This window comes from Kitasatospora sp. NPDC048662, from assembly GCF_055587065.1.
Genome location: NZ_JBVJHA010000002.1, coordinates 328,375 through 341,318, shown reverse-complemented (window position 1 = coordinate 341,318; position 12,944 = coordinate 328,375). Strand labels below are relative to the sequence as shown.

11 protein-coding genes and 1 pseudogene are annotated in these 12,944 nt (G+C 71.8%); 4 read left to right on the top strand and 8 right to left on the bottom strand.

Going from position 1 to position 12,944, the window contains the following annotated elements; genetic code table 11:
- Window positions 1-3 precede the first annotated feature (3 nt).
- On the top strand, window positions 4-528 hold the full coding sequence (locus tag ACZ6R9_RS07485) for a GtrA family protein (RefSeq protein WP_465537068.1): 525 nt from the start codon (window positions 4-6) through the stop codon (window positions 526-528).
- A 25-nt stretch (window positions 529-553) separates the two neighbouring features.
- Here ACZ6R9_RS07485 and ACZ6R9_RS07480 read toward each other — a convergent pair whose 3' ends face one another.
- A complete protein-coding gene (locus ACZ6R9_RS07480; RefSeq protein WP_380482274.1) occupies window positions 554-1,588 on the bottom strand; it encodes an ABC-2 transporter permease in 1,035 nt (344 codons plus the stop codon).
- 107 nt (window positions 1,589-1,695) lie between these two features.
- On the opposite strand from ACZ6R9_RS07480, the gene ACZ6R9_RS07475 reads away from it, so the two are divergent.
- Window positions 1,696-2,160: a MarR family winged helix-turn-helix transcriptional regulator gene (locus tag ACZ6R9_RS07475; RefSeq protein ID WP_380482272.1), complete on the top strand. Its 465-nt coding sequence runs from the start codon at window positions 1,696-1,698 to the stop codon at window positions 2,158-2,160.
- Window positions 2,161-2,325: 165 nt separating this feature from the next.
- Window positions 2,326-3,855: pseudogene (locus ACZ6R9_RS07470) on the top strand (MDR family MFS transporter); the annotation flags it as partial.
- 83 nt (window positions 3,856-3,938) lie between these two features.
- Here ACZ6R9_RS07470 and ACZ6R9_RS07465 read toward each other — a convergent pair.
- On the bottom strand, window positions 3,939-4,166 hold the full coding sequence (locus tag ACZ6R9_RS07465) for a hypothetical protein (protein ID WP_380482268.1): 228 nt from the start codon (window positions 4,164-4,166) through the stop codon (window positions 3,939-3,941).
- 14 nt (window positions 4,167-4,180) lie between these two features.
- Window positions 4,181-5,341: an inorganic phosphate transporter gene (locus ACZ6R9_RS07460; RefSeq protein ID WP_380482266.1), complete on the bottom strand. Its 1,161-nt coding sequence runs from the start codon at window positions 5,339-5,341 to the stop codon at window positions 4,181-4,183.
- A gap of 286 nt (window positions 5,342-5,627) precedes the next feature.
- Between ACZ6R9_RS07460 and ACZ6R9_RS07455 the strand changes: the two genes are divergently transcribed.
- A complete protein-coding gene (locus ACZ6R9_RS07455; protein WP_465537066.1) occupies window positions 5,628-7,079 on the top strand; it encodes a C40 family peptidase in 1,452 nt (483 codons plus the stop codon).
- Between the two features lie 74 nt (window positions 7,080-7,153).
- Here the strand turns inward: ACZ6R9_RS07455 and ACZ6R9_RS07450 are convergent, their stop codons facing one another.
- The 5 genes from ACZ6R9_RS07450 to ACZ6R9_RS07430 all read right to left on the bottom strand — a co-directional run bounded on the left by ACZ6R9_RS07450 (window position 7,154) and on the right by ACZ6R9_RS07430 (window position 12,928).
- Window positions 7,154-9,445: an FdhF/YdeP family oxidoreductase gene (locus tag ACZ6R9_RS07450; protein WP_465537064.1), complete on the bottom strand. Its 2,292-nt coding sequence runs from the start codon at window positions 9,443-9,445 to the stop codon at window positions 7,154-7,156.
- A 71-nt stretch (window positions 9,446-9,516) separates the two neighbouring features.
- Window positions 9,517-9,876 (bottom strand): hypothetical protein, encoded by a 360-nt coding sequence (locus ACZ6R9_RS07445; RefSeq protein WP_465537063.1) that lies wholly within the window; start codon window positions 9,874-9,876, stop codon window positions 9,517-9,519.
- 66 nt (window positions 9,877-9,942) lie between these two features.
- The gene (locus ACZ6R9_RS07440; RefSeq protein WP_465537061.1) at window positions 9,943-10,791 is read right to left on the bottom strand and encodes an STM4011 family radical SAM protein; all 849 of its coding nucleotides are present in this window, start codon (window positions 10,789-10,791) and stop codon (window positions 9,943-9,945) included.
- Window positions 10,788-12,110: an STM4012 family radical SAM protein gene (locus ACZ6R9_RS07435; protein ID WP_465537059.1), complete on the bottom strand. Its 1,323-nt coding sequence runs from the start codon at window positions 12,108-12,110 to the stop codon at window positions 10,788-10,790. Before ACZ6R9_RS07435 ends, ACZ6R9_RS07440 begins: the two co-directional genes overlap by 4 nt.
- Entirely contained in the window at window positions 12,107-12,928 is an 822-nt protein-coding gene (locus ACZ6R9_RS07430; protein WP_465537682.1) for an STM4013/SEN3800 family hydrolase, read from the bottom strand. The genes ACZ6R9_RS07435 and ACZ6R9_RS07430 overlap by 4 nt, the downstream gene beginning before the upstream one ends.
- Between the last annotated feature and the right edge of the window lie 16 nt (window positions 12,929-12,944).

Genomic DNA, 12,944 nt, shown 5'->3' with positions numbered 1-12,944 from the left:
GGCATGCCGTCCCCTACGCAGCGCGCGCTGACCGCAATGCCGGAGTCGTTCCGTCCGTTCCTGGTCAAGCACCGCAAGTTGGTGAAGTTCCTCGTGGTCGGAGGAACGTGCTTCCTGCTCACCATGGTGATCAACTTCGCTCTGAAGATGACCGTCCTGAAGACCAAGCCGATCGTCGCGCTGACCATCGCGACCGTGATCGCGACCGGCGTGTCGTACGTGCTGAACCGACAGTGGTCGTTCCGGGCCGCGGGCAAGCACCGTGAGACGGTGCTGTTCGTGGTGGTCAGCGCCCTCGCGGTGGGTGTGAACAACCTTCCGCTGGCGGCCTCGCGCTACGTGTTCGAGCTGCGTCAGCCGCACGTCAGCCACTTCACCGAGGAGGTCGCCGACTTCGTCAGCGGCATGATCCTGGGCACCCTGCTGGCGATGGTGTTCCGCTACTGGGCGATGAACCGGTACGTGTTCACCCGGTTGTCGGAACGGGTGAAGACCGCGGAGCAGGGGCGGGCGACCGAGCGGGTCTGACCCCGCCCCCTTCCGTGACGGCCGCTCACGCCTCCGTCGGGGCGGGGCGGCCGACGACCGGCGGGCGGGACGCCGCGACGAAGGTGACCGCGACGCCGATGGCGGCCCAGACCGCCAGCACCGTCAGCGGCATCGCCATCGCGGACGAGCCCAGGTAGGCGATGGAGCGGGTGGCCGAGGTGCCCGCGCCGTTCGGGATCCACTCGCCGATCGCCCGCCAGAACGTGGGCAGCAGCGGCGGCGGGTAGACGCCGCCCGCGCTGGGATTGCCCAGCACCACGAAGATCAGCACGGCCAGGCCGATGCCGATGACGTCGAACAGACACTGCAGTGCCATGGTGAACGCGCCGACCGAGAACACCACCAGTGCGCCGACGGCGCTCAGCGCCAGGATCGAGCCGGGCAGCGCGTTCAGGATCGGTCCGGTGATCAGCGTGCCACCGAGGCCCGCGGCGACCGAGTACAGCGCCAGGGTGCCCAGGCGCACACCGGCCCGGTGGACGTTGGCGGGACGGGCGCCGGCGCTGACGCCGAGGATCGAGGCGACCAGGTAGCCGCCGACGCACCAGCCGACCACCAGGTAGAAGCTGGACAGGCCCTTGCCGTCGCCGGAGGCCAGCGGAATGGTGTCCTGCACCTCGACGGTGCGGTGCTGGGCGGCCGCCACCTTGGTGACGATCAGCTCGGCGGCGCCGGAGGCGGCCGGGCCGCGGGCCTCCGCGACCAGCAGGGTGTCCTGGGTGCCGGCCGGGTCGAACACCCAGGCCGCGTAGATCTTCTGGTCCTTGATCCGGGCCTTCGCGGTCTCCGCGTCGGGTTCGACGGAGGCACGCACCGCGTTGTCCGGGACGGACTCCAGGGCGGCGGTCAGCTTCGGGGCGATCTCGGGCGGCGCGACCACGGCGATCGACAGCTCGTGCGGCTTCGGCTGGTGGAGCGCGCCCACGTACGAGGTGATGAAGCCGAGCTGGAGCAGCAGGACGGCCACCACCAGGAAGAACGCGCGGGGGGTCACCGCGTCCTTGAGCTCGTTGACGAAGCCCTTCGCAGGCTCTGCCATGTGCGGGCATCTCCCTATCAATCCGGTACCAGTACACAAATCGGATACTTAATATCATGAAACAGTTGCGCCCCGGGGAAAATGCAGGCTGCGCGATACTGAGCGCCATGAACGACCCCGTGGCGGATCCGAACGCCGCCGAACTGGCATTTCTCGCGGTCGAGCGCGAGGTGGCGACGCTGTTCCGGCGCAGCAGGGCGCGGGCGGCCGAGGTCTCCCGCCTGGTGCACCCCGAGCTGGAGGCCGGGGCGTACGTGCTGCTCGCGTTCATCCGGGAGTCCGGGCAGGCCCGGGTGACCGACATCGGGCTGCACTTCGGCGTGGGCAAGGCCACGGTGAGCCGGCAGATCCGGGCGATCGAGGAGCTGGGGCTGCTGCGCCGGGAGACCGATCCGCTGGACCGGCGGGCTTCGCTGGTGTCGCTGACCGAGGAGGGCGAGCGGCGGTTCGCGGCGGCCCGGGAGGTGCGGATGGGGCGCTTCCGGGCTTCGCTGGCGGCGTGGGAGGTGGGCGAGCTGGAGCAGTTCGCGCGGCTGCTGGAGCGGTTCAACGAGCTGACCGAAGGGATCTGACCGGCTCTGACCGGCTCTGACCTGGGGTTTTGGGAAGCCCCTTTACTTTGGCTTGAAGAAAGTTGCCCCAGTCAACTATCCGCGTATAGTTGCTTGAGGCAACGAACTTTTCACGGTCGAAGGAAGCGCATGTCGACGACCCCCCAGGCAGTACCGCAGACCCGGATGTCCCACCGCCAAGTGCTCGAAGCCCTCTCGGGCCTGCTGCTCGGCCTGTTCGTGGCCGTGCTGTCCTCCACGGTCGTCTCCAACGCCCTCCCGCGGATCCTCACCGACCTGCACGGCGGCGAGTCCGCCTACACCTGGGTGGTCACCGCCGCCCTGCTGTCGATCACCGCCGCCACCCCGCTCTGGGGCAAGCTCTCCGACCTGGTCAGCAAGAAGCTGCTGGTCCAGATCGCCATGGTGATCTACGTGCTCTCCTCGGCGCTGGCCGGCCTCTCGCAGAGCATCGGCATGCTGATCTTCTGCCGCGTCCTGCAGGGCATCGGGGCCGGCGGTGTGATCGCGCTCGGCCAGATCTGCCTGGCCGCGATGGTCCCGCCGCGCGAGCGCGGCCGCTACAGCGGCTACTTCGGCGCGGTGTTCGCGCTCGCCACCATCGGCGGCCCGCTGATCGGCGGCGTCATCGTGGACACCTCCTGGCTCGGCTGGCGCTGGTGCTTCTACGTCGGCGTCCCGTTCGCCCTGCTCGCCATCCTGGTGCTCCAGCGCACCCTCAAGCTCCCCGAGCAGACCGTCCGCAAGCCGAAGATCGACTACCTGGGCGCGGTGCTGATCACCGCCTCCGTCAGCCTGCTGATGATCTGGATCTCGCTGGCCGGCAAGAACTACGACTGGCTGTCCTGGCAGACCGCGGTGATGGTGCTCGGCGGCCTGGCGCTGGCCGGGCTGTTCGTCGCCGTCGAGAAGCGCGCCGCCGAACCGCTGATCCCGCTCGACCTGTTCCGCCACCGCACCGTCGCGCTCGCCTCGGTGGCCTCCGCCTTCGTCGGCGTCGGCATGTATGGCACCACCACCTTCCTCGGCCAGTACTTCCAGCTCGCCAAGGAGAAGACCCCGACCCAGGCCGGCCTGCTCACCCTGCCGATGATCCTCGGCCTCGCGGTCTCCTCCACCGTGGCCGGCAAGCTCATCACCAAGTACGGCAAGTGGAAGGGCTACCTGGTCGGCGGCACCGTGCTGCTCGCCGTCGGGCTCGGCCTGATGGGCACCGCCCGGGCCGACACTCCGTACGGGCTGCTCGCGCTCTACATGGCGGTGGCCGGCATCGGACTCGGCATGACCAGCCAGAACCTGGTGCTCGCGGTGCAGAACACCGTCCCGCGCCACGAGCTCGGCGCGGCCAGCTCGGTGGTCACCTTCTTCCGCACCATGGGCGGCGCGATGGGCGTCTCCGCGCTCGGCGCGCTGCTGGGGCACAAGGTCGCCTCGTACATGGCGGAGAACTTCGTCAAGGCCGGCCTGCCCGCCCCCGCGGGCGGCGGCGACGGCATCCCCGACCTGCACGCGCTGCCCGGGCGGATCGTCCCGCTGGTCACCGACGCGTTCGGGCACGGCGTCGGCACCGTGTTCCTGGTCGCCGCCCCGTTCGCCGTGGTCGGCTTCCTGCTGGTGCTGTTCATCCGCGAGGTGCCGCTGCGCACCACCAGTGACGACCCCGGGGCCGCCGCCCCGGCCGGCAAGGCCGCGGAACTGGTCACGGACTGATCGCTGCCGACATGCGTGAAGGGCCCCGCCGGATGGCGGGGCCCTTCGTCGTGTCTGCTCGCCCGGCGCTACTTGGCGGCGATCAGCGAGATGCCGTACAGCACCACCGCCGCGCAGGCGGCGAAGCACACGCCTGCGGCCACCAAGGCCGGGACGCCCTTGCCGGTGCCCGCTTCGACGGCCGCCTCGCGGCGGGAGAGCGCCAGGTTGCCCAGCGCGAAGACGGTGACCACCGCGAGGGTGACGGCCAGGCTGACGCCCGCGGTCTCGGCCAGAGCGGCCCACTTGATGTGCATGGTTCGTTGTCCTCTCAGGCCGCGATGGTGGTCTGGCCGGTCGGGCCGCCGGTGACCGGCAGGTCCACCGTCTCGCTGTCGTTCACGTTGTCGGCGTGCACCGGCTGGCGGCGGGAGATCATCCACATCGAGCCGGCGCCGAGCACCAGCGCCACGCCGACCACGGCCACGCCCCAGTCGCCCTGGTCGGCGATCAGGGCGGCCAGCCCGGACACCACGGCGGCGGCCGGCAGGGTCAGGCCCCAGGTGTAGACCATGCGGCGGACCATGCCCCAGCGCAGCTTGCCCGACGGGCCGCCCAGGCCCGCGCCCATGATGCCGCCGGAGCAGACCTGGGTGGTGGACAGGCCGTAGCCCATGTGCGAGGAGGTCAGGATCACGGTGGCGGCGGCGGTCTCCGAGGAGAAGCCCTGCGGCGGCCGGATGTCGGCCAGGCCGGAGCCCAACGAGCGGATGATCCGCCAGCCGCCCATGTAGGTGCCCAGCGCGATCGCCAGGCCGGAGCTGATGATCACCCAGGTCGGCGGGCCGTCGCCCTTGTGCAGCTGGCCGGCCGAGATCAGGGTCAGCGTGATGATGCCCATGGTCTTCTGCGCGTCGTTGGTGCCGTGCGCCAGCGAGATCAGCGAGGAGGAGAAGACCTGGCCCCGGCGGAAGCCCTTCTCGGTGGACTTCTTCGGGGAGTTCCCGCTGATCAGGTAGGCGATCTTGGTGGCGCCCCAGGAGGCCACGCCCGCGATGATCGGGGAGGCCACCGCCGGGATCAGGATCTTGGAGACCACGGTGGAGAAGTTGACCCCGCTGATGCCGGCGCCAACGATGGTCGCGCCGATCAGGCCGCCGTACAGGGCGTGCGAGGAGGACGAGGGCAGGCCCTTCAGCCAGGTCAGCAGGTTCCACAGGATCGCGCCGACCAAGGCGGCGAAGATGATCGAGGGTTGCAGTCCGGCCTTCTCGTTGACGATGCCGCCCGAGATGGTGGTGGCCACCTTGACCGAGAGGAATGCGCCGGCGAAGTTCAGCACCGCGGCGATGGCCACGGCGACCTTGGGCTTGAGGGCGCCGGTGGCGATGGAGGTGGCCATCGCGTTGGCGGTGTCGTGGAAGCCGTTCGTGAAGTCGAAGGCGAGCGCCGTGATGATCACAACGGCCACCAGGAACGTGATGTGTTCCATACCCAAACAATCGTCGAAGTGGTCGGACTGACGTTGCTGTCCTCGGTGACCGTAGGAAGCCTCGGTGAACGGGAGGTTAACTCGGCGCGGAGTCATGGTTCCGTGAGTGGCGCGGAAGTTGCCGGAACGTCGGTTTCCCATGGAGATCGCAGCGGTTGATGAGAGGGTTGTCACACTCCGGCGCGGATGAGAATTCACTTCACGCTCCCCTGGCCACCTGCCGGGAACCCCCCTGGACATGGCAGGATCGGTCCGATCGCCGACGAGACCAGGGGAGGGCCGGCCGATGGGGGCAGGGCAGCGCGCGGAATCGACCGGACTGCGGCCGTGGGTGCGGGCCGCGCTGCGTTGCGGGGCGGTGATCGCCGTCGCCGCACTGGCCCTGCCGTTCGCCTCCGCCGCGTACGCCGCGCCGGACCCGGGCACCTCGTCCGCCGCCCCCGGCACCCCCGGCGCCGACCCGTTGGCCGAGGCCAAGCGGACCCTGGGCCCGCTGCTGGAGCAGCTGCACACCTTCTACCAGGAGGCCGAGGCCGCCACCGAGCAGTACAACGGCACGGTCGCCCGGCTCGCCGAGCAGCAGGCCACCGTCCAGGACCTGAACGCCCGGGTGGGGCGGCAGCAGGAGGCCGTGGACACCGGCAACGACCTGGCCGCCCAGCTGGCGGGCGCGCAGTACCGCAACAGCCAGATATCCGGGTACGCCGAGATGCTGCTGGCCAAGGACCCGTACGAGGCGGTGGTGATCGCCGAACTGCTGGACTCCGCCGGGCGCTCGCAGAAGGCGTTCCTGGACCGGCTGAAGTCCGACCGGGACGCGCTGGCCGCCGCGCAGCTGGCCGCCCAGCAGGCGCTGGCCGACGCGCAGGCGCTGGCCACCCAGCAGGAGCAGCAGAAGAACACCGTGGCCAAGAAGCTGGCCGACGTGGAGACCCTGGTCGGCTCGCTCACCGGCGCCCAGCGCAGCGAGCTGGAGGAGCTGGAGAAGCAGCAGGCCGACCAGGCGCAGCTGACCTTCCTGGCCTCCGGTGCGCTCGGCAAGGGCGAGCGCACGCCGTCCGCGATGGGCCGCAAGGCGGTGCAGTGGGCGATCCAGCAGCTCGGCAAGGACTACGTGTGGGGCGGCTCCGGGCCGGACGTGTTCGACTGCTCGGGCCTCACCTCGCAGGCCTGGCTGCACGCCGGGAAGGCCATTCCGCGCACCAGCCAGGAGCAGTGGGCGCAGCTCAAGCACGTGCCGCTGAACCAGATCCGCCCCGGCGACCTGGTGGTCTACTACGGCGGCGCCACCCACATCGGGATGTACATCGGCGGCGGCCTGATCGTGCAGGCCCCGCGCACCGGCGACGTGGTGAAGGTGTCGCAGGTCGGCGCGATGCCGATCCTGGGCGCCGTCCGGCCCGACCCGGACGACTCGGCGGACGAGGCGGGCGGTGAGTGGAAGGTGCCGGACGTGAAGGTCGGCGGCTCGAAGATCGGGCCCGCCAAGGCGTCCACGCTGCCGCCCCCGCCGGCACCGGGCACGCCCGCCCCCGGCACGCCCGCGCCGAACGTTCCGTCGCCGGACCCGAAGCCCAACAACCCCGGCACCAGCCCGTCGCAGCCCAGTGGCAGCGGCTCGCCGAGCACCGGTTCGAGCAGCTCGCCCAGCGGTTCGGCGAGCGGGTCGGCCTCCGGCTCGCCGTCCGGGTCCGCGTCGGCCTCCGGGCCGGGGTCGGCCGCGCCGACCGGCCGCTGACCGGCCGCTGACGGGCCACCGTCGAGGGACGGCGGCCCGGCGGGTCAGGCTTCGGTGGGTCGGACTTCGGTGGGTCAGGCTTCGGCGGGGCGGGTGGTGGGCTCCAGGCGGACCACCACGGCCTTGGAGGTCGGGGTGTTGCTGATGTCCGCGGTGGAGTCCAGCGGCACCAGCACGTTGGTCTCCGGGTAGTAGGCGGCCGCGCCGCCCCTGGCCACCGGGTAGTGCACCACCCGGAAGTGCGGGGCGCGGCGCTCCACGCCGTCCTTCCACTCGCCCACCAGGTCGACGAACTGCCCGTCGGCGAGGCCGAGTCCGGCCGCGTCGGCGGGGTTGACCAGGACCACCCGGCGGCCGCCGGTGATGCCCCGGTAGCGGTCGTTCAGGCCGTACACGGTGGTGTTGTACTGGTCGTGCGAGCGGAGCGTCTGGAGCAGCAGCCGGCCCGGCGGGACGTCGGGGGCGGTGAGCGGGTTGACGGTGAAGTTGGCCTTGCCGGTGGCGGTGGGGAAGCTGCGGCTGTCGCGCGGGGCGTGCGGCAGGGCGAAGCCGCCGGGGCGGCGGACCCTGGTGTTGAAGTCGTCGAAGCCGGGGACGACGCGGGCGATCCGGTCCCGGATCAGGTCGTAGTCGCGGGCGAACTCCTCCCACGGCGTGGGGTCCTGCGGGCCGAGCGCGGCGCGGGCCAGCCGGCTGACGATCGCCACCTCGGAGAGCAGGTCGGGCGCGGGCGGGCGTAGACCGCCGCGCGAGGAGTGCACCATGCCCATGGAGTCCTCGACGCTGACGAACTGCGGGCCGAGCGTGCTGAGGTCCCGGTCGGAGCGGCCCAGGGTGGGCAGGATCAGCGCCCGGGCGCCGGTGATGACGTGCGAGCGGTTCAGCTTGGTGGAGACGTGCACGGTCAGCCGGCAGCGGCGCATCGCGGCCTCGGTGGCGTCGGTGTCGGGGCTGGCGGAGACGAAGTTGCCGCCCATCGCGAAGAAGACGCGTATCCGGCCGTCGCGCATCGCCCGTATGGTGTCGACGGTGTCGTGGCCGTGCTCGCGCGGCGGCTCGAACGCGAACTCCTTGCCCAGGGCGTCCAGGAACGCGGTGCTGGGGCGTTCGAAGATGCCCATGGTGCGGTCGCCCTGCACGTTGCTGTGCCCGCGCACCGGGCAGACGCCGGCGCCGGGGCGGCCGACGTTGCCGCGCAGCAGCAGGAAGTTGACCACCTCGCGGATGGTCGGCACCGAGTGCTTGTGCTGGGTCAGGCCCATCGCCCAGCAGACGATGATCTTCTGCGAGGAGAGCACCAGCCGGTGCAGTTCCTCGATCTGCTCCCAGGGCAGGCCGGTGGCGGCCAGCGTGGCCGGGCGGTCGAGTTCGGCGGCCTCGGTGGCGAACTCCTGATACCCGGCGCAGTGTTCGGCGACGAAGGCCTCGTCCACCGCGCCGGGAGTGGTGAGCAGCAGGTGGTTCAGCGCCCGGAACAGCGCCAGGTCGCCGCCGAGGCGGATCTGCAGGAACAGGTCGGTGAGCTTGGTGCCGCCGCCGACCAGGCCGCGCGGGGTCTGCGGGTTCTTGAACCGCTCCAGGCCGGCCTCGGGCAGGGGGTTGACGCTGACGATCTTCGCGCCGGCCCGCTTGGCACGCTCCAGCGCGGAGAGCATCCGGGGGTGGTTGGTGCCCGGGTTCTGGCCCGCGACGATGATCAGGTCGGCCTGGTACAGATCCTTGAGCGAGACGCTGCCCTTGCCGACCCCGAGGGTCTCGGTGAGCGCCGAACCCGAGGACTCGTGGCACATGTTGGAGCAGTCGGGCAGGTTGTTGGTGCCCAGCCGGCGGGCGAACAGCTGGTAGGCGAAGGCCGCCTCGTTGGACGTCCGCCCGGAGGTGTAGAACGCGGCCTCGTTCGGGGAGTCCAGCGCGGTGAGTTCGGCGGCGATCAGCGCGAACGCCTCGTCCCAGCCGATCGGGGCGTAGTGGGTGGCGCCCTCGTCGAGCAGCATCGGGGTGGTGAGCCGGCCCTGCTGGCCGAGCCAGTAGCCGGAGCGCTCGGCGAGTTCGGCGACCGGGTGGGCGGCGAAGAACGCGGGGGTGATCCGGCGCTCGGTGGCCTCCTCGGTGACCGCCTTCGCGCCGTTCTCGCAGAACTCCGCCAGGTGCGGCTTGTCCGGATCGGGCCAGGCGCAGCCCGGGCAGTCGAAGCCGCCCTGCTGGTTGACCTTGCGCAGGGTGGACAGCACCCGGCCCGGCGACATCTGGTCGGCGGCCATCCGCAGGGTGTGCCCGATGGCGGGCAGCCCGGCGGCGGCGTGGGCCGGGGGCCCGACGTGCGGCGCGTCCTGGGCGGGGTCGCGGTGCGGGGGCTGCTTGGCCATGGCGGACTCTCCGGAGGGCTCGGGGTGCTTGGAGCGTATCCGGTACGGCGGCGGGTGTCGTGGGGTGGTGGTCAGGCGTCTTTCTGCAGCTCCGCCAGCAGCCGCCGGGCGACCGTGTCGTCCTGACGGAAGGCCGGGGCGTCCGTGCGGGGGCGGGCGAAGGCGGCGGGGGCGCGGGTGGTGGTGGGGGCACCGAGGGCGGTGCGGCGCGGGTGCGGGTGGCCGCCGAGGGCGGGATCGAGCAGCCGGGCGTCCGGGTCGGTGCGGATCAGGCCGGAGCGGTAGCTGTGGCCGTCGGGGTCGGTGAGGTGTTCCTCGCCGATCCGGCCCTCGTGCAGCAGCCGGCGCAGCAGCGGGTCGGCGGTGCGGTCGAGGGCGTGCCGGGGCAGGAAGGCATCGACCAGGGCGGTGCCGTGGACGCCCCTCAGCACGAGTGCACCCGCGCCTTCCTCGCCGAGGTCCGCTGAGCACCGTTCACTTGTCAGGTGCCGTGGGCCTCACCAGCCGTGCGGGATGCGCTCCAGCACTCCGCCCGCGAACACGTCGTACAGCGGCAGCGACTCCAGGTGCACATAGCCGATGTGGCAGTCGCACTCGCCCAACGGGCAGGCCCGGGGCCGCAGTTGAGCCCGGTAGGAGTCGTCGTACAGGTTGCCCAGCGGTGGCCGGACGAAGTGGCAGCGGCGCATCGTGCCGTCCCCGTCCACCGACACCACGCTCTCTCCGGTGCGGCACGGCAGGCCCGCGCTGCGGTGCGGGCGGCGGCTGTAGCCGAACAGCGGGTCCAGCTCCGTCCACTCGGCCGCCTCCGCGTCGGTGTAGGTGAGCCCGTCGGCCGCGTTCACCCACAGATAGACGGACGGCGGCAGGGCCGCGCGCAGCCGGCGGGCCGCCGCCAGGTGCTCCGGTTGGCCGACCACGCCGACGCTGAACCGCACGCCCAGCGCCGTCAGTTCGGCGCACTTGGCGAGGAAGCGCTGCTCCGTCACCTGGCCCGGGTGGTACGTCACCCAGAGCGCCAGCTTCGACAGGTCCGCCTCGGCCAGCCAGTCGGTGCGGCAGCTCGCGTTGGTCTGGATCGCCACCCGCTCCAGGTGCGGCAGCCGGCTCAGCTCCACCATCGACCGCCGGTACCAGGACCGCACCAGGCCCTCGCCCCACGGCGTGAACAGGACGGACAGGCCGCCGTGCCGGTACGCCGCCGCCCAGGCGGTGAACCGCTCCAGCGCGGCCCGGTCGGTGCGCAGCAGCTCCGGGGTGTCCCGCCGCTTGGCGAACGGGCAGTACGGGCAGTCGTAGTCGCAGGAGGACAGCGGGCCCCGGTAGAGGATCGTCAGCGCGCTCATCTCGGCGAGTACTCCGCCATCCGCGCGCGCACCCCGGCGGAGAACAGCCGCGGGCCGATCGCGTCCGACCAGGCCAGGCCCTCCGGGGTGAGCAGCAGCCGGTGCTCGGTGCCGGCCAGCCAGCCGTTGGCGGCGAATTCGGCCAGCTCGGACGGGAAGTCCTGCTCGGGGGTGCTGCCGAAGCGCTCCCGGTAGGCCGCCAGGTCGACGCCCTCGCCCTGCAGCAGCGACTGCACCAGGTGGCGGCGGCGGGTCTCCTCGTCCGTCATCGCCCAGCCCAGTTCGGCGCGGGTGAAGTCCGGTGCGGCCACGTAGTCGTCGATGATCCGGCGCACCTCGCGGGCGTCCACCGCGTAGTCGAAGGAGTAGTGCAGCTTCGAGGTGTACGAACGCGCCCCGCAGCCCAGGCCCACCATGCCGTCGGTCTGGCAGGCGTACTCGCCGGCGCTCGCGCTCGCCGCGCCGGCCCGGCGGAACATCCGCATCGACACCTGCTGGTAGCCGTGCGCCAGCAGGTGGTCGCGGCCGGCCCGGTACAGCGCCAGGCGCTGAGCGTCCCACTCGGGGGAGGGCGTGGTGTCCGTGTGGCGGCCGAGGCCGGTCAGCGGACGGACGTACAGCGGGTACAGGTACAGCTCCTCGGGCTGCCAGCGCAGCGCCGCGTCCAGGGACGTGATCCAGCTGGCGGGCGTCTGGCCGTCGATGCCGTAGATCAGGTCGATGTTCAGCACCGGGAAGCCGGCGTCCCGGACCCGGCCGAGCGCCGCCTCCACCGCCGCCCGCTTCTGTGGCCGGACCGCCGATCTGGCCTCCTCGTCCAGGAACGACTGCACGCCCAGGCTCAGCCGGGTGGTGCCGCGCTCGGCCAGCACCTTGAGGCGGTCCGCGGTGGCGGTGTCGGGGGAGGCCTCGACGGAGAGCGGGACGGCCCGCAGGTCCGCGCCCATCCGGTGCTCGGCGATGTCGCAGAGGCGCTCCAGCTCGGCCGCCGTCAGGTAGGTGGGCGTGCCGCCGCCGAACGCCGCGAGAGCGAATCCGGCGGTGTCCGCGAGCGCCTCCCGGACCTGGACGGCCTGCCGCTCCAGCGCGTCCAGGTAGGCCGTGGTCAGGCCCTCCGGGCTGCCGATCCGGGTGAACAGGTTGCAGAAGCCGCAGCGCACCTCGCAGAACGGGATGTGCAGGTACAGCGAGAGGGCGTCCTGCTTCTCACCCCGCCACAGCTCCGCCAGCGGCGGGCGGTCGGGCAGCGGGCGATAGGCCGTCTTGTGCGGGTAGGCGTACACGTACGACTGGTACGGGGACTGGAGGGTCGCTGTCATGGCTGTTCCTGGGGCATGGCCGGGAGGGTGAAGTGCGCGTACGGCACCGTCCAGACCACTTCGTGGCCGATCCGGTGACCGGTGTAGCCGTCCTCGCCGTACGCCGTGCCGTGGTCCGAGCAGACGATCGCGAAACACGGACGGCGGGCGGACATCGCCGCGAACAGCCGCCCCAGGTGCGCGTCCACGTACTCCAGCGCGGCGGCGTGGCTGGCCCGGGAGTCGCCGTCCTCGCGGGTCGCGCCCGGGAGGTGGAACCAGTTCGGCTGGTGCAGCGCGGAGACGTTGACGAACAGGAACAGCGGCTGGTCGGCCGGCTGTTCGGCGGTGATCCGCTCGGCCACCGCCACCTGCGACTCGAAGGAGGTCGGGGACGGGACGCCCAACTCCGGTGCCCAGTGGCTCTCCTGGAACAGCCCCGGGAGAACGGAGCCCAGCGGGCCCTGCTTGTTGAAGAACCCGACGCCACCGATGCAGACCGTGCGGTACCCGGTCGCGGCGAGGGCCGTCGGCAGGTCGGGCGCGTCGAACACCCAGGTGCGGGACTCGGTCGACTCGGATCCGGCGAAACGCGCCGCGAACAGCCGCGGGTGCGGGCCGTTCGGCGAGGCGGGCGTGGGCAGGAAGCCGGCCAGGATCGCCTGGTGGGCGGCGTAGGTGAAGCTGCCGGGGGAGTGGCGGCGCTCCCACCGGCCGTTCGGGATCACCCGGGCGAGGTTGGGGAGGCGGCCGGCGGCGAGAAGCTCCTCGGCGACGTCGAAGCGGAGGGTGTCGAGGGTGACGAGGAGGAGGTCGTGGGTGCCGACGATGTGGTTCATGTCGGGTATGTCGTGG

Excerpts from the sequence above, each read along its gene's own strand:
- ACZ6R9_RS07460 (WP_380482266.1), bottom strand. The coding sequence starts at position 5,341 with ATGGAACACATCACGTTCCTGGTGGCCGTTGTGATCATCACGGCGCTC.
- ACZ6R9_RS07465 (WP_380482268.1), bottom strand. The coding sequence starts at position 4,166 with ATGCACATCAAGTGGGCCGCTCTGGCCGAGACCGCGGGCGTCAGCCTG.
- ACZ6R9_RS07450 (WP_465537064.1), bottom strand. The coding sequence starts at position 9,445 with ATGGCCAAGCAGCCCCCGCACCGCGACCCCGCCCAGGACGCGCCGCAC.
- ACZ6R9_RS07455 (WP_465537066.1), top strand. The coding sequence starts at position 5,628 with ATGGGGGCAGGGCAGCGCGCGGAATCGACCGGACTGCGGCCGTGGGTG.
- ACZ6R9_RS07480 (WP_380482274.1), bottom strand. The coding sequence starts at position 1,588 with ATGGCAGAGCCTGCGAAGGGCTTCGTCAACGAGCTCAAGGACGCGGTG.
- ACZ6R9_RS07485 (WP_465537068.1), top strand. The coding sequence starts at position 4 with ATGCCGTCCCCTACGCAGCGCGCGCTGACCGCAATGCCGGAGTCGTTC.
- ACZ6R9_RS07435 (WP_465537059.1), bottom strand. The coding sequence starts at position 12,110 with ATGACAGCGACCCTCCAGTCCCCGTACCAGTCGTACGTGTACGCCTAC.
- ACZ6R9_RS07430 (WP_465537682.1), bottom strand. The coding sequence starts at position 12,928 with ATGAACCACATCGTCGGCACCCACGACCTCCTCCTCGTCACCCTCGAC.
- ACZ6R9_RS07475 (WP_380482272.1), top strand. The coding sequence starts at position 1,696 with ATGAACGACCCCGTGGCGGATCCGAACGCCGCCGAACTGGCATTTCTC.
- ACZ6R9_RS07440 (WP_465537061.1), bottom strand. The coding sequence starts at position 10,791 with ATGAGCGCGCTGACGATCCTCTACCGGGGCCCGCTGTCCTCCTGCGAC.